Genomic DNA, 19,562 nt, shown 5'->3' on the forward strand with positions numbered 1-19,562 from the left:
CGGTCAGGCATACCGCGCAATGCCCAGATCATGGGTGTCGATGTCGGGTGTGCGGTTGCTGATCAGGTCGCACAGCACCCGCCCCGACCCGCAGGCCATGGTCCAGCCCAGCGTACCGTGGCCGGTATTCAGATACAGATTGTCAAACCGGGTCGCGCCGATAATCGGCGTGCCATCCGGCGTCATGGGCCGAAGGCCCGACCAGAAACTGGCTTCTTTCAGATTACCGGCACCGCCAAACAGGTCATCGACCGAATGTTCAAGGGTCGCCCGGCGGGCCAGGGGCAGATCATCGTTAAACCCGGCAATTTCGGCCATCCCGCCCACCCGGATGCAGTCGCCCAGACGGGTGATGGCGATTTTATAACTTTCATCCATGATGGTGGAAACCGGGGCACGCGATGCGTCCATGATCGGCACCGTGATCGAATATCCCTTGACCGGATAGACCGGCAATTTCAGGCCCAGCGGCTTTAACAAGCCCGGCGAATAACTGCCCAGCGCCACAACAAACACATCCGAACGCACCACCCCTGCCGCCGTTTCAACGCCAATAATGCGGTTGCCATCCTGATGCAGGCGACGAATATCAACACCAAAGCGAAAGGTCACGCCCAGTTCTTCGGCACGTTTTTGCAGTTCATTGGTGAATTTGAAACAGTCGCCGGTTTCATCATTGGGCAGGCGCAAACCCCCGACGATTTTATCACGCACCCCGGCAAGTCCCGGTTCGGCGGCAATGCAGCCCAGCGGGTCCAGCACCTCGAACGGCACACCGTCCGCCCGCAACACATCCACATCCTTGCCAATCCCGTCCAGCTGTTTTTGGGTACGAAACAGCTGCAAGGTGCCCTGGGTCCGGTGGTCATAGGCAATACCGGTTTCGTCGCGCAGCGCAATCAGGCTGTCGCGGCTGTATTCCGCCAGACGCACCATGCGCCCCTTGTTGACCGCATACCGTGCCGATGTGCAATTGCGCAACATCGCGCTGATCCAGCGCCAGGTCGCCGCATCGAACATCGGCTGCAAGATCAGTGGCGCATGTTTCATAAACAGCCATTTGACCGCCTTTTGCGGAATACCCGGCCCCGCCCACGGCGAGGCATAACCCGGCGAAATTTCCCCGGCATTGGCAAAACTGGTTTCAAGCGCAGGCCCGGCCTGCCGATCAATCACCGTGACCTCATGCCCCGCCCTGGCAAGATAATAGGCCGAAGTCACACCAATAACGCCTGCGCCAAGAACCGTAATTTTCATCATGATCTCATGTGAAAGGGAAAATGCGGGACAGCCCCGACGGGCCGGGAAAAGACGGAGAATATTGAAATGATCTGGAAAAATCCTGCGAATGAGTGGATAATTTGATCAATTTCAACCATGAAATGACATTATCATTGGCATATTGAAAGAATCCGCATGTCCCGCCTTGACGCGATTGACCGCAATATCATCCGGGCGCTGCGCCTCAATGCCCGAATCAGCAACACCAAACTGGCCGCCGATGTCGGTCTGTCACCATCGGCCTGCCTTCGGCGCATCAATTTGCTGGAACAGGAAGGGGTTATTCGCGGCTATACCGCCCTTGTCGGCAATGCCGAGGATCAAAACACCATTTCCGTGATCATCAACATCACGCTGGAACGCCAGACCGAGGAGCATCTCAACCGGTTTGAAGCCGCCATCCGCAAACATCCCGAAATTCAGGAATGTTACCTGATGACCGGCGGATCGGATTATCTGTTGCGGGTTGTGGTCGAAAATGGCGGCGATTTTGAACGTATCCACAAGGAAATCCTTGCCAAACTGCCCGGCGTATCACGCATCCATTCCAGCTTTTCGATCCGTAATGTGCTGGTATCACGGGCCGTCCGGAAATAGGCAACCGCCTAATAATCCACCCGCACAAAATACAGCCCGTCGGCAGGCGCAGTCGGGCCGCCAGCGCGGCGGTCGCAGGCTTCAAGGGCCGTTTTGACATCATCGGGTTGCCAGTTGCCCTTGCCAACCAGAACAAGGGTGCCAACCATGTTGCGCACCTGATGATGTAAAAAAGACCGGCTTTCGGCATGGATGCGGATTTCATCCTTTTCACCGCGCACCACATCAAGACGATCCAGTGTCTTCATCGGGCTTTTGGCCTGACAATCCGTGTCGCGAAAACTGGTGAAATCGTGATGGCCCAGCAAATGGCGGGCACCCACATTCATCGCATCAACATCCAGCGCCCTGAAAATCCCCCAGGCGCGACCGGCCTCAAGCGCCAGCGGCGCCCGGCGATTGATGATGCGATACATATAATATCGTTTCTTGGAATCAAAGCGGGCGTGAAAATCCGGATCAACGGCTTCTGCCGCCACAACCGCCACCGGGGCCGGGCGCAAATGATGGTTGATCGCGTTCATCACCACATCCGCAGGATACGCCGTTGAAATATCGAAATGCACCACCTGGCCCAGCGCATGAACCCCGGCATCAGTGCGGCCCGATACATGCACGCGCACAAACTGTCCGGCAAATTTCGCAAGGGCCTGTTCAAACACCTGCTGTACCGAAATCACATTGTCCTGATATTGCCAGCCATGATAGGGGCGGCCATCATATTCAACAGTGCATTTATAACGTTGCATCGCAGGATATTACCGCACTTTCAAACAAAGACGAGGGACGTCAAACGCCCCTCGTCCAATAAATCAGACCGAAACAGGGGATGACCCTGCTTATTTGACGCTATCGCGATCAAAGCCCAGACGCAGGCGCAACGCATTAAGCTTGATAAAGCCTTCAGCGTCGCGCTGATTGTAAACCGTGTCGGCCTCGAACGTCACATGCGCCTCGGAATAGATCGAATTTGGCGATTTGCGGCCGGTCACAGTGACATTGCCCTTGTAAAGGTCAAGGCGCACAACACCATTCACCGTTTTCTGGGTATCGTCGATCAGGCGTTGCAGGGCCTGACGTTCCGGCGACCACCAGTAACCGTTATAGATCATTTCGGCATAACGCGGCATCAACTCGTCCTTGAGATGGCCTGCATTACGGTCCAGCGTGATGCTTTCCATCGCCCGGTGTGCAACCGACAGGATGGTACCGCCCGGGGTTTCGTAAACGCCGCGTGATTTCATACCGACATAGCGATTTTCAACCAGATCAAGACGGCCAATACCGTTTTTACCGGCAATGTCGTTCAGCTTGGTCAGCAGGGTCGCCGGGCTCATGCGTTCGCCATTGACCGCAACCGGGTTGCCCTGTTCAAATTCGACTTCGATGGTGGTGATGGCGTCCGGCGCATTTTGCGGCGAAACCGTGCGCACAAACATGTTTTCGTTCGGCTTTGTCCACGGGTCTTCCAGTGCCTTGCCTTCATAGGAAATATGCAAAAGATTGGCATCGGTCGAATAGGGCGGCTCGTCCCCGCCAGCCTTGTCGGCCGAAATCGGAATTTGATGTTCGCGGGCGAAATCCAGCAACATGGTGCGCGAATTCAGTTTCCATTCGCGCCACGGTGCGATCACCTTGACGTCGGGTTTCAGGGCGTAATAACCCAGTTCAAACCGAACCTGATCATTGCCCTTGCCAGTGGCACCATGCGACACGGCATCGGCACCGACCATTTCGGCAATTTCGATCTGACGTTTGGCGATCAGGGGCCGGGCAATCGAGGTACCCAGCAAATAAACGCCTTCATACAGGGCATTGGCGCGGAACATCGGAAAGACATAATCGCGGACGAATTCTTCGCGCAAATCTTCGACAAAGATTTCCTTCACGCCCATCATCTCGGCTTTTTTGCGGGCAGGTTCCAGTTCCTCGCCCTGGCCAAGATCGGCGGTGAAAGTGACGACTTCGCAATTATATTCTTCGCGCAGCCATTTCAGGATGATGGAGGTATCCAACCCGCCTGAATAGGCAAGCACCACCTTTTTAACCCGATTGCTCATGCTGTGACGCCTTTCGTCTTCCGATGTTATGCCGGGCCGACGCCATTTTGGCATCCGCCCGCGGGCCCAAACCGGGATGGCCGGTTTCAGGTTACCGGGTTTGGCCCTTTACCTTGAGCGCGGAGTATAGGAAAACCCATAGGCCGGGCAAGGGCCAAGATGGCGCGACCGGCAAAAACACGCAAAAACTTTGAAATTTCTGCCCCAAACCGGATCATTTCGCCTGACATGCTGCGCCATATCGAAGAAACCGAGATTGATTTGCCCCGGATCGGCCCGTTGCCGGTGCGACTGCGGCCCAGTGCGCGCGCAACCCGGTTGAAATTGCGCATTGATCCGGCTTTTGACGGGGTAGAAGTGATTGTGCCCGACGGCATATCGCGCAAAGTGGCCCTGTCGATGCTGTCACAGCATAGCGACTGGATCGCCGCCCATATCAGTCGCCTGCCCGACCGGGTGCATTTTGTACCGGGCGCATGGGTACCGTTTTTGGGGCAGGACCATGCGATCCGCACGGTGCCGGACGCCAAACGCGGGGTTTGGGCCGATTCCGGTGTGATCTGGGTTTCCGGGCAACCCGAACATAGCGGACGGCGAGTCGCCGACTGGTTGAAAAAACAGGCAAAACTGGAAATCGCCCCCCGCGCCCATGCCTATGCCGGGCGCATTGGCAAAAAAATCAGCCGGATTTCAATCAAGGATACCAAATCGCGCTGGGGCAGCTGTTCATCGGGCGGCAATCTGGCGTTTTCCTGGCGGTTGGTACTGGCTCCCGAAGATGTTCTCGATTACGTCGTCGCCCACGAAGTCGCCCATCTGGCCGAACTTAATCACAGCCCGCGTTTCTGGAAGGTGGTTGACGATCTGTATGGACCTTCGACCAAACAGCAATTCTGGCTGAAAAAACATGGTGCGTCCCTGCACCGCTATGGTGTCGGCAGCTAACCCCACAGGATGGTCAGGTCATGATCCCGTTTGAAACCCTGCTGATTTTCGTTCCTGCTGCGCTGGCACTCAATATGACGCCGGGCAATGACATGCTGTTTTGTCTGGGGCAGGGTATCAAATCGGGGCCACGGGCCGGAATTGCCGCCAGTTTTGGCATTGCCACCGGGGCGCTGATCCATACCTTTCTGGCCGGGATCGGTCTGGCCGCGCTGATTGCCGCCCACCCGGTGGCGTTTGAAATGCTGCGCTGGGCGGGGATTGCCTGGCTGGTCTGGCTGGCGATCCAGACATTTCGCAGCGGCACCACACGCCTGCAACCGACCAAAACCGCGTCGTCATCGGCCTTTCGGGCGTGGCGCGACGGGATTGTGGTTAATCTGCTCAATCCCAAGATCATTGTCTTTGTGCTGGCCTTTGTGCCGCAATTTGTCCATCCCGCGCAAGGATCGGTTCTGGCGCAGTTTTTGATTTTGGGCCTGATCCTCAATATCGGCGGCACGGTGATCAATGCGCTGGTCGGCGGCTTTGCCGGAAAACTGGGACAATTTCTGGCGCGCTCCGCCCGCATGGCGCGGGCGTTTCAGATTTTTACCGGCTGCGTATTCCTGTCCCTTGCCGCCAAACTGGCCTTTGACCGGCGCGGCTAAGTCACAACACACAGCCGCTATCGCGCAAAACCGGAATTTCGGCGCGCAGGAACCCCAAAAAACTGCGTTGCACATTGCTAAGATCGCGGCTGCCATGAAAGACGGCCACATCCCAGTCAATCGCCGGAGTCAGGGGCCGCGCCACCACCTTTTTGTCGTCAACCAGCAAGGCGGCAAACGGATCAATCACCGCTATGCCGACATTGCGTTCAACCAGCCGCGATACCGTGCGAATGGTGCGGGCCTCCACCGCGATTTTGCGCGGCCAGCCCGCAATCTGAAAGATATAGTCGATCTTGGTACGCAGCGGACTGCCGATGCTCAGTTCAACAAAACTTTCCCCGCGCAACAAATCAATATCAATCGTCTCGAACCCTGCCAGACGGTGATCGCGGGGCATCAGACACACCGCCCGGCATTGCGCCAACGGCGTCATCGCCACATCGCGGTCATGCATATCAAGGGTAATGCCAATGCCAAGGTCGCATTCGCGTGTTGTCACCAGCTCCAGCAACCCTTCCAGACCCGTATCGGTAATACTGACCGAAACATTGGGATGGGCGCGTTTAAATTTCGCAACAACATCAAGAAGATAAGTATCAACATAGATCGGCTGGGCGGCGATGCGGATGCTGCCAAGCTGCTGGTTGGCAATGGCGCGGGCCTGGGTTTCCAGTTCGCGCAGACCATTCAGGCTGCGCAAGACCGTGCTGTGAAACTGCTGGGCCTCAGCCGTGGCGACCAACTGGTTGCGCTTGCGCATAAACAGCGGAAAACCGACGCTTTTTTCAAAATTTGTCAAAAGGCGACTGACCATCGGCTGGCTGATATTCATCGCCTGTGCCGCCCGCGTGACCGAGCCATGCGTCATAAAGGCATTGAAACTTTCCAGTTCGCGTAAATTCACCCCTGCCCCGTTTTCCCGCTTCAGTATCTATATAAGTTATACTGGAATTATAATTTTGCGTCACCGGTTATAGTTTGCCATGTTTTAACCACAAAATAAAAATGAACCGACCGGCAATCGTGCCACCACATCCGGGAGACATATATATGTTTCGTCATCTGAAAAAGGCGGCGTTTGGCGCCGCAGCCCTGCTTGCCGCAACCGCCGTTGTTTCTGGCGCACAGGCGCAATCCTATCCTGAAAAACCCGTCACCCTGATCATCCCCTATGGGGCAGGCGGCGCATCCGACCTTGCCGGTCGTGCTTTGGCCGAAACCGCCCGTCCCTATCTTGGCGATCAGCCGGTTGTCGTTGTCAACCAGCCGGGCAATAGCGGCATGACCGGTGCGCGTGTTGTCAGTGAATCGGACGCGGATGGGTATACCCTTTTGCTGTCACGTGTTGGCATGGCCCTGTATCCGGCGGTTTACGCCGACAGCCCGGTGGGCTGGGATGCCTACAGCTTTTTGGGGATTCTCGAAGTCACCCCGATGATCTTGGCGGTCAATGCCGATTCAGATATCAAAAGCGTTGACGACCTTCTGACCAAGATCCGTGAAAATCAAGGCCGCATGACTTACGCTGCGTCCGGCCCGACCGCGATTGACGGTTTCACCGTTCAGGCGCTGCTGTCGGATGCCGGTCTTGACCCGCTCTCAGCCGCAACCCTGATCCCCTATGAAGGCGGCGGGCAGCTTGCCTCGGCCGTTCTGGGCGGGCATGTTGATTTTCTCGCCATCGCCTCGGCCTCGCTGATGCCCCATATCGAAGCTGGCAAAATGCGCGCCTTGATGGTCTATGCGCCCAAACGCATGCCGAACCTGCCCGATGTCCCGACAGCCAAGGAACTGGGATATGAACTCGCCGGTCAGGTCAGCGGCTGGAGCGGCTTTTACGGCCCGAAAAATCTGCCTGCCGATGTTCGTGCCAAATGGACCGAGGTCCTGGGCAAGGTTGCCGTTGATGAACAATGGTTGTCGCTCGCGGAAAAACGCGGTGCGGTTTCGGTGATTGGTGAAGACGAACCCAATGCCTATGTCGAAAGCCAGTTCAAGCTTTACAACGATATGGCCAAAAAATTCGGCTATATTCAGTAACCGGTTTTCCCACCATTAAAGCGAGACGGAACCATGATGCCAAATCGTGATTTCATTACCGGACTGATCGTTTCGGCGTTTTTCGCGCTGACCCTGTTTGTTCTGATCCCGGTTTACGTCAAGGTTCCGTCTTTTATTCCCGGCTTTGCCCCACCGCCCAATATGTGGCCGCGTGTCATTGCGGTGACCGGGTTATTCATGGGTCTTGTTGCCCTGATCCTCTCCATACCGGCAATGCGCCAACAAAGTTCTGATCATATCACCGGTCTGGGGGCCTATCTGCACCGCCACCGGGTTATGATCGTGCGTTTCGCCATTCTGTCGGTCGGGTTTATCGCCTTTGTTTATGCCTTGCCGGTTCTGGGATTTCTGGTTTCCAGCACCTTGCTGCTTGGCTTTTTGTTTTTGATGACCGGCAATTACAGCAACCGGGTCTGGGTTTTGGTGCTGACCGCGCTGTTTCCGTTTTTGCTTTATACGATTTTCGCCCAAATCGCCCATACGCGTTTCCCGGCAGGCAAGCTGTTTTCGGCTGCGGGCCTTACATCCCTGTTTTGATTGACGAGTGCCCGTGATGTGGACTGATTTGCTTTATGCCTTCGATGCCGTTGCCACCCTGCCCAATTTTCTGGCGATGGCCGCCGGAATCTGGGCCGGTGTGATCATTGGTGCCATTCCCGGCATGACCGGGACGATGGCGGTGACCCTTGCCCTGCCATTTACCTTTTATATGCCGCCGGTCACCTCGATCCTGCTTTTGGTCGCCCTGTATAAAGGGTCAACCTATGGTGGGTCGATTTCAGCAATCCTGATCAAAACCCCCGGCACCGCATCGGCGGCCTGTACGGTACTGGATGGCTATCCGCTGGCGCAGCAAGGCAAGGGTGGCAAGGCGCTGAATATGGCGCTGGTTTCCAGCTGCATCGGCGATTTCATTTCCAATATTTCGCTGTTTTTCTTGGCCCTGCCGCTGGCGCTGTTTGCCTTGCGCGTCGGCCCGCCTGAATATTTCATGCTGATGGCGTTTTCGCTGACCATCGTCGCCAGCATTTCGGGCAAATCATTGTTGCTGGGGATTGTATCGGGTTGTCTCGGCCTGTTGCTGGCAACCGTGGGCGAGGATATGTATGGCTCGTTCCGTTTTGCCGTCAGCGAAGATATGAAAAACGGTCTGGGTGTGGTGCCGGTGCTGATTGGCCTGTTTGCCCTGCCCGAACTGATCCGTCTGGTGGTGTTCCGGCCCGAAGACACATCCATTGCCATGAAACTGGGCGATAACCGCCTGACCCTGTCGGAATTTCGCCACAGCCTGAAATCCATCCTGCGCGGCAGTGTGATCGGCGTGATTCTGGGCGCAATCCCCGGCATCGGGCCGTCCACAGCGGCATTCTTTTCCTACAGCGAAGCACGGCGTACCTCCAAAACCCCCGAAAAATTTGGCGAGGGCGAACTGGAAGGCATTGCAGCGGCGGAATCGGCCAATAATGGTTGTTGCGGTGCCACGATGATCCCGCTTCTGGCCCTTGGCATTCCCGGGGATGTGATTACCGGTGTGATGCTGGGTGCCTTTATGATCCACGGCATGACGCCGGGGCCGATGTTGTTCCAGAACAATCTGGGCGATGTCTATGCCCTGTTTATCGGCATTCTGTTCAGTTCGGTGTTCCTGTTTTTTGCCGGAAAAATGACCGCCGGGGCGTTTAGCAAAATTTCACGCATTCCACAGCATCTTTTGCTGCCCTGTATTCTGATCCTCTGCGTTTTTGGCATTTATTCCATCGGTTCCAGCAGCTTTGACGTCGCAGTGTTGCTGGTGATGGGCGTTGTCGGCTTTGGCATGATGCTGCTGAACATCCCCGCCGCCCCTTTCCTGATCGCCTTTATCATCGGCCCGATGTTTGAAGACAATATGCGCCGGTCGCTGGCGATTTCGCGCGGCGATCTCGGGGTGTTTTTCCAAAGCTGGATCTCGTGGGGGTTCTTCCTCCTGACTGTTCTGTTTGTGGCCCTGACCATCCGCCGTGAATGGCAAAAATGGCGCACAAAATCGCGCACCACCGCCTGAGCGAAACACAAGAAGCATAGCAAAATGAGCAAAACCAACATGTCCCGCCTGCATCTTGCCATTGATATCCTTGGCAGGCTGGTGGCGTTCGACACCACCAGCAAGAATTCCAATCTGGGCCTGATTGCATATGTGCAGGATTATCTGGCGCAATATGGTGTCGAAACCACCCTGTTTCACGACGAAACCGGGCAAAAGGCCAATCTTTTGGCGACCATCGGCCCCAAAAATGCGCCGGGAATTGTGTTTTCAGGCCATACCGATGTCGTGCCCGCCCTTGAAAAAGGATGGGAAACCCCGGCCTTTGATATGCATGAACGCGATGGCAAACTGTTTGGCCGCGGCACCACCGATATGAAGGGTTTTGTCGCCTGCGCCCTTGCCATGGTGCCCGATCTGGTTACCCGTTCGCTTTCGATGCCGGTCCATCTGGCCTTTTCCTATGACGAGGAAGTCGGTTGTCTGGGGGTCGGCAGCATGGTTGATCATCTGGCGCAATTGCCCCATCCACCACGCCTTGCCATCATTGGCGAACCGACAGAAATGAAGGTGATCAATGGCCAGAAAGGCAAATATTCGATGCGGGTCAATGTGACCGGCACCGCCGGGCATTCTTCCTTTGCCCCCCATCATGTCAATGCCATCGAATATGCCGCCCGCGCCATTGCAATGATTTCCGATATCGGTCGCGATTTTGAAATCAACGGCCCGTTCGACCCGGATTTCACCGTCCCGCACAGCACCATGCTGACCACCACAATCGGCGGCGGCACAGCCACCAACGTCACCCCGGACTTTTGCGAATTTACCTTTGAAATCCGTCATCTGCCCGATCACGACGCCGAAGCCGTCATTGCAGATATCCAGCGCACCGTCACCGACACGCTGCAAGCCGAAATGCAGGCCAAAGAACCCGAAACCGGGTTTGAATGGGAAAAAATATTTGCCTATCCCGGCATGGGCGATTGTACCGATGCCGACGGGTTTGCGCTGGTGCGCAATGTCATTCCGACGGTGTCGGGCAAGGTTTCCTATGGGTCAGAAGGCGGGATTTTTGAAAAACAGGGACATATTCCCTCAATCATCTGCGGCCCCGGCAGCATCAAACAGGCGCACAAACGCAACGAATTTGTTGAAATTTCCCAACTCGACGACTGTCTGGATTTTCTCGCAAAAATCACCGATCAGGCCCGTGCGGCCTGATCGGTCTTTCCCGCAAACCGGTTATTGCTTGGTCCCGGTCGTATAGCCCGATGTGAATTTTTTCCAGGAATCGTCTTCGCCGATTTTTTCGGACCTGGCCAATGCCGCCTTACCCAAAGATCGCACCGGCAAATCCTGATGCGCATGCAACATGAAATCATGCCACAACTTGGCCGGAAGATCGCCGCCGGTGACATTGTTCATCGGGGTGCCATTGTCATTGCCCATCCACACCGACGCCACCAGTTCGGCAGTATAACCGACAAACCATGCATCGCGATTGTCCGACGTCGTGCCGGTTTTACCGGCCGCCGGACGGTCCAGAACCGCATTGCGCCCGGTGCCCTTGGCAATCACCGCCGATAACATATTGTTCATCTCACCGGCATGCAGCGGGTTGATCAGGCGTACCGGATAAATTTCCTCGCGTTCATACAGAATTTCACCTTCGCTATTGGTGATCTTGTTGATCGCATGCGGGAAAACAGCAAAACCGCCATTGGCAATAATCGAATAGGCCCCGGTCAAATCCACCATTGATACCTCGCTGGTACCAAGCGCCAGACTGGGTTCGGGCCGCAAATCCGCCGAAACCCCCATATCGCGGGCCATTTTGACGACTTTTTCCAGCCCGACCTCCATCGCCACCTGAACCGCGATGCTGTTATTGGAGGTCGCCAGGGCATCGCGGATTGTCATCGTGCCGTGATGCTGACGGTCAAAGTTGCGCGGGCTCCAACCGGCCACCGTCACCGGCGCATCCCGCCGCCAGTCGCCCGCCCCAATCCCGTTTTGCAGACCCGCCATATAGACAAACAGCTTGAACGCCGATCCCGGTTGACGACGGGCCTGGGTCGCCCGGTTATACTGGCTTTCAAAATAATCTTTGCCCCCAATCAGGGCGCGCACCGAACCATCGGGCGTCATTGCCACCATCGCCGCCTGCGACACGCGCCCGGCGGCGGCAACCGGGCTTTCCAGCGCCCGTTCCAGATTGAATTCCGCGATTTCCTGCAAACGGGAATCCAGCGTGGTGTAAATGATCAGATCACTGTCTTCATAGCCGATATAATCAGTGACACGATCCAGAATCCAGTCGGTGAAATAACGCACACCGGGGCCGCTGCGATCCATGCTGGCGGTCTGGACCGAATATTGTTTTGCACTCCGCGCCCGGGCTTCGGTCAGAACACCGGTGGCCACCATCGCCTCAATCACCTGATTGGCACGGCCCGCCGATTGTTGTGGATCGACCAGCGGGTTATAACGACTGGGTGCCTTGGGCAAACCGGCAAGAACAGCGGACTGATACAGGGTCAAACGTTTTGGATCGGTATCGAAATAATGCCGGGCCGCCGCGTCAATCCCGTACAGGCCCGACCCGTAATAGATGCGGTTCAGATACAGCGATAAAATCTGGTCCTTGCTGAATTTGAATTCCAGCCACAAAGCCAGCAACACTTCTTCAATCTTGCGCCCAAAACTGCGTTCGGGTGACAAAAACAGGTTTTTCGCCAATTGCTGGGTAATCGTGCTGCCGCCTTCGGCGATCCGGCCTTTGGTAAAATTGGTCAGAGTGGCGCGCAGGATACCAATCACATCAATGCCAAAATGGTTATAAAACCGGCGATCCTCGATCGACACAAAGGCCTGCGCCACATGGTCTGGCAAATCACCGACTTCGACCGGGCGGCCATAACGGTTGCCATAACTGGCAAGGGTGGCACCATCGACACTGACAATTTTTATGGACGGTTTGCGTTCAGTCGCCACCTGAAAATTGACCTTGTCCGGCAGGCCATAACCATAATAGGCAACCACCGCCCCACCTATCACAACCGCCCAGATCGACAAAATCACCAGAAAACGGGCAATTTGTTCAGGCCCCGGAATCAGACGCCCCAAACGGGAACCCAGACCATTGCCGCCTTTTTTCTTGCGTCGGGAAGAACTGCGCGATGATGTCTTGCGTGTGCCTGTCGGGCGTCGGTTGCTTGGTCGCTGTGCCAAAAGGGGCCTCGGGCTGTTATCTGATCACGGGTCCGGGGACGGTGCATATCACAACCGCCCTGCTTTTTGCTCGTTTGACGACCGACCCGGCTTTGCAGGCCTATGTCCGCGTCCCGAATAGCGGAAATCTTTTAACAATGATTTTACACCGCATCCCCCGCCGTCACCAGCGATATGCCATCAATTTTGACTTGCGCCAACCGCAATTTCAATTTCCGGGGGATGCTTTCCACATATCTGTCACCCCATCACTTTCGCGGCGACGTTGCGACGATGCCCGCACCATTGACCGGATCGGCAGGGCATCATGGGCATCAAGCATAAACAACCGCCACATTGATGCCACTTCAACATCGCCCCGCACCAGTGGGGCCGGACTGTTATCATCATTTCCCGCCCATGCCACCACCACCAGATCGGATGTAAATCCTGAATACCAGGCGCCACTGGCCCCACCTGCTTTGGTACCATATCCGGCAAAGGGCCGGTCCAGCCGCAATTGCGGGTCGGTCACACTGGCCAGCAGGACATTCACCCCCTGCATGGCCTCATCGGTCAGCAGTTTTTCGCTGGGCATTTCGATGCGCTGATACAGCAGCGGTTCAAATCCGATGGCCGAAATACTGTTGATCACCGTCACATCGGGGCGTTTACCGGAATTTTGCGGCAAGGCGTGCAGACGGGCGATGTCGGGCAATGTCACCGTATCCAACCCGACAACGGTCCGGATATCATTTGACAGCGGACTGTCGATCCCGATTTTGCGGGCATATTCCTTGACCGCCAGCAGGCCGAACTGATCGGTCAGATTGGCGGGCACCGTATTGACATCACGGACAAAGGCTTCACGCAGGGAAATCTGGCCCAGATATTTGCGATCCGGGTTCACCGGTCGCCAGCCCCCCACCGCCATGCGATTGTCGCGCACCCATTGTACCGGGTCGCTATTCTGGTTCAGCGCGTAATAGTAAGGCAGAAGTTTGATCATGCTGCCGGGATAATGGCGAACATCCCATGCCCGGTTGCGTGACATGGGCTGATAGCTTGTCCCGCCAACCATGGCACGTACCCGGCCATCCGGGCTGATCGCCAAAAGGGCGGCCTGTGTCGCGCCCAGCGGTTGCAAACGAACGGCACTGACATTGCGCACCACATCCTGTGCCAGCATCTGAACCCCGACATCAATGCTGGTGCGGACCTCAAGATCGCGGCTGGTATAACCAACCCGTTCGGCCACCTGATCCATCACCAGATTAATCAGATATTCCGAAACCCGGCCTTCTTCAATCTGGGGATCAAGTTGCGGTAACAGCCGGGTCAGGGCCGACATCCGTTCCACTTCCAGCATCCGCAAGGCGGCCATTTTCTGCAAAATGACATTGGCGGCCTCGGCCGATGTTTTGGGGAAATGCAAGGGATTATGCCCCACCGGATCGGCCATTGCGGCGGCCAGAACGGCGGCCTGATGCAAGGTCAGGCGTTCTGCCGGGGCCCCGAACCAGATGCGGGCCGCCGCCGAAATGCCAAAAATACCCGATCCGACATATTTCCGTTCAAGATAGCTGCGCAGGATGGTTTTTTTGCTGAATTTGAATTCCAGCCACAAGGCGACCAGCAATTCCTGCAAATTGCGACCGGTTCCTTGCCCCGGCACGGCAAAGAAACTGCGCGCGGCCTGCATGGTGATGGTTGATCCGGGGGCCGGATCACCGGTGAAAATACGCACAAAATCGGATGCGGAAACCCCGGCATGTTCATAAAACCGCGGATCGGCCGCCGCGACAAAGACATCCTGCACCCGTTCGGGAATCGTGGTCAGTGACACGTCCTGACTGTAATGTCCCTTGACGATTTTCAGGGCCGATCCGTCATATCCGACAATGCGCACCTCGGGGCTGCGCAACATGTTGCGGCTCAGATCAAGGTTGGAACTGATCGACAGGGTAATGGCCGTAACGGTACCGATGATGACCGTCAGGGCGATGATCGTGACCGCCGCACGTATCTTGCGGCGGCGCAGACGATATTCGCGCAACCGGCGTTCTTCGATTTCATGCATCGCACTTTGGGCCGCATTGGCTCCGCCGCGCCGTGGTTCTTCGTCGTTTTCTGCCACGCCCGGACCCGCTTCTGTCGTGTATCGCTGTTATAATTCTGACATCAGTAAACAACGAAGCGATTAAGAAAATACTTCCATGCATCCGGGTGAATAACAATCTTCATGCCAATTCCGCCTTTGTCACAAAACAAAACGGTCCACAAATCACGGCAAACCGGTTTCGGGGAACACCCTCCACGAAAAAGGGAACCACGTAAAAGAGGACAAATTGTGCCAGAACGGTTTGCGCATGATTACAGGTGATGGCCCGGCTCTGGTGTGAAATGCATAAACAAAACCCGGCGGAAAACCGCCGGGTTCTGGCTATCTGACCTCGTATGGAGGCTGTTTATTGCATACCAAGGCGGGTGCGGACCGTTTCGGCAAGGGTTTTGATGGTGGTTTCGGGGTTGGCACCTTCGGCAACATTTACCAGGGCTGCGCCGATCAGGTCGTTGACGGCAACACCTTCATCACCCGGATAGGCATACCAGGGACCGGCAAATCTGGCAATTTGCTGATGTGCCGGGCGGGATTGCGGGTTGGCGGCATAAAAGCTGCCAAGATAGCTGTCATCATTGACAAGAATGGAATTGGTCGGCGCATAGCCGGTATTTTCTACAATAATTTTCTCACCGGCCGGGCTGGTGACGAATGTCATATAGCGCCAGACAGCATTTTGCCGGGCCGGGTCGGTCGCCAGCATGACCATGCCCGAACCACCGGTGGGGAAATAAACCTTGTCGGTCGGGGCCATAACGGGCATCGGCAGCACGGTGACGTCAAACTTGTCGCCAGCACCTTCGACAAAACGGTTCAGAAGCGACGAACTTTCAAGCATGATGCCGAGCGTACCGGCCGGAAAAGCCTGTCGGGCTTCGCTGCTGCCATAGCTTTTCATGCCGCCTTCGGTGGCGAAACGCTGATACAGGGAGGCCGCCGCAATCCCCGCAGGGTTGTCAAAGGTGATGTTGCTTTCATCGTCTGTCATTGGTCGCCCGCCATAGGCACCAAGCAACGATTGAAAGCGCCAGTCGTGTGGTTCAATCCAGATGCCGTCGGTGGTGGGCGACAGGGCATTGATTTTGTGTGCCAGTTTTATGATCCCGTCAAAATCGGTCGGGAAGGATGCCATTGAACCGCCCGCCTGTTCGACCAGTTTCGGGTTCACATACATCACCAGTGTCGAGGCCGAAACACCCAGCGCCCAGGTCTGGTCTTTGTATTGCCCCAGGCGAACAGCCGGGCCGTATCCCTTTTCGTCAAAGGCTTTCATATCGCCGATAAAGGGATCAAGCGGCTGGGCAAGACCACGATCCTGAAGGACGCGCCACAGGTTAAGGCCGACATAGGCAACATCGGGCAGTCTACCGGCTACAGACTCACGCAACAGGCGCTGGGTGCCGTCTTCATAGCTGTCAGCAGGGCCATCAAGCACGACTTTGATATCGGGATTGGCGGCCATGAAGGCGGTCGCCAGTTTTTCCTGCGTATTGGCCCAGATGGTGGGAATACTGTAATGCAGACGAATGGTGGTTTCCTCGGCAGAGGCAATGCCCGGGGCAAGGACGGCAAGGCCCAGTGCGGCGGCAAACAGTGTTTTCTTCACGGGTCTTCTCCTGAATGTGACAATGGGTGCAAAGGCAGTTGGACAGGTAGGGTCAGGCTAGGGTGGAAAGGGCGTTGGTGTGGTTGGGTGCGACGGTGCCGCGTGGTTTATCAAATGATTGGCAAGGGCTTGCGTGAAGCTGCCTGCCGATTGGGGGCGCGTTGACCGGTTATCCTTTAAGGCCACCGGCTGCCAGCCCCTGAATGAAGCGCCGTTGCGCCATCAGAAAACCAACAATCATGGGGGCGATGACGATGACGGTGGCCGCCATCAATGGACCGATGTCCGAACCTGATTCGCGATCGCGAAAATACAGAATGCCGCGGGGCGGGGTGGCAAGGTTGGGATCGGATGTGACGATCAGGTTCCAGAACAGATCGTTCCAGTGGGCAACAACCGAAAAAATGCCAAAGGCCGTTGCGGCAGGAAGAACCAGAGGCAAGGCAATGCGCCAGACGATGGCGGTTTCGGACAGACCGTCAAGCCGCGCTGCATCAAACAGGTCGGGCGACAGGGCGGCAAAGGCCTGACGAAACAGAAAAATGCCAAACATCGAGCTGACAAAAGGCACAATCAGGGCGGTGTAGGTATCGAGCAGGTTTAGTTTCGCCAGGGCCAGAAACAGTGGAATCGCGGTGACATGAAACGGCACCAGAAGCCCCGCCAGAACCAGCCCGAAAATAACCTGTCGCCCGCGAAAACGGCGCTGGGTCAGGGCATAGGCACAGGGAACCGAAAACAGAAACTGAAAAACAAGGATACCGGCGCAGACGATAACGCCATTTAACAAAAAGCGCCCCAGATCCACTTTGGTAAATGCCGTGATGTAATTATCCAGCGACAGACGGGCAGGGAAAAAATCCAGCGTCGAGCTGAAAATTTCGGCACTGTCTTTGAAAGACAGCGACAGCATCCATAAAAAGGGGACAAGCATCAAAAATGCACCCAGAATCAGGGCAGTGACAAGAATGATCCGGCCAGTCATTTGTAATGTACCTTTTTTTCGAGAATGCCAAATTTCAGGGCTGTGACAAGCAGGACCAGAAGGAAGAAAACGATGGTCAGCGCACTGGAATATCCGGCCTTGAAATAGACAAATCCTTCGCGGTACATCGCATAAACCAGCACATCAGAGGCAAAGGCAGGTCCGCCCTTGGTCAGGGTGGCGACGGTTTCAAACACCCGAAAAGCCCCCGTTGCCGTAATGACGGTGACAAACAGGGTGGTCGGGCCAAGCATCGGCCATGTTACGGTCCAAAAACGGTTCCAGCCGCTGCCGGCCCCGTCAAGTTCGGCGGCGTCATAAAGGTCGGATGGAATGGCGGCAAGACCGGCCAAAAACAACACCATGTTGTAACCAACCGATTGCCAGATTCCGATCACGGCCAGGGTATAAAGAACCAGCCCCCGGTCCGACAGCCATGCGGGGCCTTGCTGACCCATTGCCGCAAGCAACTGGTTGAGCAGCCCCAAACTGGGATGCAACAACATTTGCCAGACCACCGCCATTGCCACCAGTGTGGCCGCAACCGGCAGGAAATAGGCCGCACGCAACCCGCTGGCAAAACGCGGCGTTTTCAGGGCCAGATGGTGCAATCCCAATGCCACGATCAATCCCAGAAAGATCGATGCCGGTATGACAATGGCGGCATAAACCAGGGTGTTGGTCACGGCGTGCCGGGCAGTGGGATCGGTCAGCATGACGATGTAATTTTGCCAGCCCACCCAGTTAAAGCTGCGCGCCCCGAACTGGTAATCGGTAAAGGACATCAGGGCGACAATGATAACCGGGATAAAAATAAGCACGATCATTGCGCAGGTGGCCGGGCCAACCAGCCAGATATCGGTCAGTACCGATCTTGACTTGCGGCTCAGGCGCATGATGCTGCCCCCTTATGACCGGCTTCAAGGCGGGCACCACTGTCGGCGTCAAACACATGCATATGCACCGGCGCACAGGCCAGATGAATTTCCGATCCCGGTGTCGGCGGCTGCCAGTCGCCGGTTGCAGTGGCCCGCAGGGTGATGCCCGTATCGCAAATCACATCAAGCAAAACTTCTGCCCCCTGATATTCAATATTGTGCAACCGCCCGGTTATGGGGCCTTGCGGGGCAGGCGTTAAATGTTCGGGCCGAATGCCAATGACCACCGGACCGGAAGGAGATGGAACACCAACCCCGTGGAATATCGGATGCAGGCCGCCGGATTTGGGGCCGGAAACGAAGGTAATGGGATGGGTGCCCACAAAGGCGGCGACATCGCGGCTGGAGGGTGTTTCATATAATTCGCGCGGCGTGCCAAATTGCGCCACCCGCCCGCCCAGCATGACAGCAACCCGGTCTGCCATGCTCATGGCTTCAACCTGATCATGGGTGACATGGATAAAAGTGCGCCCGGTTGCCCGGTTTAACGCCACGATTTCAGCACGCATTTGCACACGCAATTTGGCATCGAGGTTTGAAAGGGGTTCATCCAGCAAAAAGACTGATGGATCACGAACCAGGGCGCGGGCCAGGGCAACACGCTGTTTTTGCCCGCCTGACAGGGCACCGGGTTTGCGGTCTAGCAGGTCGGAAATGCCGACGGATGCGGCAACCTTTTTGACCCGGGCCTGTGTATCGCTGCGGCGCTGGCGGCTGGCGGGAAAAACCCGGCCAAGCGGGGATCGGTCAATGCGCGACAGTTCGCGCATGGCCAGCGGCAGGCCGATATTTTCGGCAACACTCAGATGCGGATAAAGCGCATAGGATTGAAACACCATGGCGACATTGCGTTCCACGGCACTTAACCCTGAAATATCCCGGCCCTTGATCCGGACGCAGCCCGCGTCCGGATCATCAAGGCCGGCAATCAGGCGCAACAATGTTGATTTGCCGCAGCCCGATGGCCCCAACAGGGCCAGAAAACTTCCTTCTTCTGCGACAAGGGATACATTGTCGAGGACGGTGTTCTCGCCAAAACAGCGCGTAACGGCGTCGATCTCTATCATTTCTCAATTCC

The 19,562-nt window shown here is 56.2% G+C and carries 17 protein-coding genes; 7 read left to right on the forward strand and 10 right to left on the reverse strand.

The window, feature by feature from the left end; genetic code table 11:
* Positions 1-3: 3 nt before the first annotated feature.
* A complete protein-coding gene (locus Q8O73_RS19860; protein ID WP_305560002.1) occupies positions 4-1,257 on the reverse strand; it encodes a D-amino acid dehydrogenase in 1,254 nt (417 codons plus the stop codon).
* Between the two features lie 159 nt (positions 1,258-1,416).
* On the opposite strand from Q8O73_RS19860, the gene Q8O73_RS19865 reads away from it, so the two are divergent.
* Complete coding sequence (locus Q8O73_RS19865) at positions 1,417-1,878, forward strand: Lrp/AsnC family transcriptional regulator (protein ID WP_305559948.1); 462 nt, start codon at positions 1,417-1,419, stop codon at positions 1,876-1,878.
* An 8-nt stretch (positions 1,879-1,886) separates the two neighbouring features.
* Here Q8O73_RS19865 and truA read toward each other — a convergent pair whose 3' ends face one another.
* Entirely contained in the window at positions 1,887-2,627 is a 741-nt protein-coding gene (gene truA / locus Q8O73_RS19870; RefSeq protein WP_305559949.1) for a tRNA pseudouridine(38-40) synthase TruA, read from the reverse strand.
* 90 nt (positions 2,628-2,717) lie between these two features.
* Positions 2,718-3,938 (reverse strand): argininosuccinate synthase, encoded by a 1,221-nt coding sequence (locus Q8O73_RS19875; RefSeq protein ID WP_305559950.1) that lies wholly within the window; start codon positions 3,936-3,938, stop codon positions 2,718-2,720.
* A 159-nt stretch (positions 3,939-4,097) separates the two neighbouring features.
* Here Q8O73_RS19875 and Q8O73_RS19880 point away from each other — a divergent pair, with 159 nt between their 5' ends.
* Together Q8O73_RS19880 and Q8O73_RS19885 are read left to right on the forward strand one after the other, a co-directional pair.
* Entirely contained in the window at positions 4,098-4,883 is a 786-nt protein-coding gene (locus Q8O73_RS19880) for a M48 family metallopeptidase (RefSeq protein ID WP_305559951.1), read from the forward strand.
* Between the two features lie 20 nt (positions 4,884-4,903).
* The gene (locus tag Q8O73_RS19885) at positions 4,904-5,533 is read left to right on the forward strand and encodes a LysE family translocator (protein WP_305559952.1); all 630 of its coding nucleotides are present in this window, start codon (positions 4,904-4,906) and stop codon (positions 5,531-5,533) included.
* Between the two features lies 1 nt (position 5,534).
* On the opposite strand, the gene Q8O73_RS19890 is transcribed toward Q8O73_RS19885, so the two are convergent.
* Positions 5,535-6,440: a LysR substrate-binding domain-containing protein gene (locus Q8O73_RS19890; protein ID WP_305559953.1), complete on the reverse strand. Its 906-nt coding sequence runs from the start codon at positions 6,438-6,440 to the stop codon at positions 5,535-5,537.
* A 146-nt stretch (positions 6,441-6,586) separates the two neighbouring features.
* On the opposite strand from Q8O73_RS19890, the gene Q8O73_RS19895 reads away from it, so the two are divergent.
* The 4 genes from Q8O73_RS19895 to argE are packed head-to-tail and all read left to right on the forward strand — an operon-like array spanning position 6,587 to position 10,844.
* Positions 6,587-7,576 (forward strand): tripartite tricarboxylate transporter substrate binding protein, encoded by a 990-nt coding sequence (locus tag Q8O73_RS19895; RefSeq protein WP_305559954.1) that lies wholly within the window; start codon positions 6,587-6,589, stop codon positions 7,574-7,576.
* Between the two features lie 33 nt (positions 7,577-7,609).
* The gene (locus tag Q8O73_RS19900; RefSeq protein WP_305559955.1) at positions 7,610-8,134 is read left to right on the forward strand and encodes a tripartite tricarboxylate transporter TctB family protein; all 525 of its coding nucleotides are present in this window, start codon (positions 7,610-7,612) and stop codon (positions 8,132-8,134) included.
* 16 nt (positions 8,135-8,150) lie between these two features.
* Positions 8,151-9,641, forward strand: coding sequence for a tripartite tricarboxylate transporter permease (locus Q8O73_RS19905; protein WP_305559956.1), 1,491 nt, complete (start codon positions 8,151-8,153; stop codon positions 9,639-9,641).
* Positions 9,642-9,665: 24 nt separating this feature from the next.
* Entirely contained in the window at positions 9,666-10,844 is a 1,179-nt protein-coding gene (gene argE, locus Q8O73_RS19910) for an acetylornithine deacetylase (protein ID WP_305559957.1), read from the forward strand.
* A gap of 21 nt (positions 10,845-10,865) precedes the next feature.
* On the opposite strand, the gene Q8O73_RS19915 is transcribed toward argE, so the two are convergent.
* From Q8O73_RS19915 to Q8O73_RS19940, 6 genes are all read right to left on the reverse strand, one after another.
* On the reverse strand, positions 10,866-12,854 hold the full coding sequence (locus Q8O73_RS19915; protein ID WP_305559958.1) for a transglycosylase domain-containing protein: 1,989 nt from the start codon (positions 12,852-12,854) through the stop codon (positions 10,866-10,868).
* A 208-nt stretch (positions 12,855-13,062) separates the two neighbouring features.
* Positions 13,063-14,970, reverse strand: coding sequence for a transglycosylase domain-containing protein (locus tag Q8O73_RS19920; protein WP_305559959.1), 1,908 nt, complete (start codon positions 14,968-14,970; stop codon positions 13,063-13,065).
* Positions 14,971-15,301: 331 nt separating this feature from the next.
* Positions 15,302-16,561, reverse strand: a complete 1,260-nt coding sequence (locus tag Q8O73_RS19925; protein ID WP_305559960.1) for an extracellular solute-binding protein — start codon at positions 16,559-16,561, stop codon at positions 15,302-15,304.
* A gap of 169 nt (positions 16,562-16,730) precedes the next feature.
* Positions 16,731-17,546, reverse strand: a complete 816-nt coding sequence (locus tag Q8O73_RS19930) for a carbohydrate ABC transporter permease (RefSeq protein WP_305559961.1) — start codon at positions 17,544-17,546, stop codon at positions 16,731-16,733.
* Entirely contained in the window at positions 17,543-18,442 is a 900-nt protein-coding gene (locus Q8O73_RS19935) for a carbohydrate ABC transporter permease (protein ID WP_305559962.1), read from the reverse strand. The genes Q8O73_RS19930 and Q8O73_RS19935 overlap by 4 nt, the downstream gene beginning before the upstream one ends.
* The gene (locus Q8O73_RS19940) at positions 18,433-19,551 is read right to left on the reverse strand and encodes an ABC transporter ATP-binding protein (RefSeq protein ID WP_305559963.1); all 1,119 of its coding nucleotides are present in this window, start codon (positions 19,549-19,551) and stop codon (positions 18,433-18,435) included. The genes Q8O73_RS19935 and Q8O73_RS19940 overlap by 10 nt, the downstream gene beginning before the upstream one ends.
* Positions 19,552-19,562 lie beyond the last annotated feature (11 nt).

Source organism: Thalassospira sp., from assembly GCF_030690045.1.
GTDB lineage: Bacteria > Pseudomonadota > Alphaproteobacteria > Rhodospirillales > Thalassospiraceae > Thalassospira.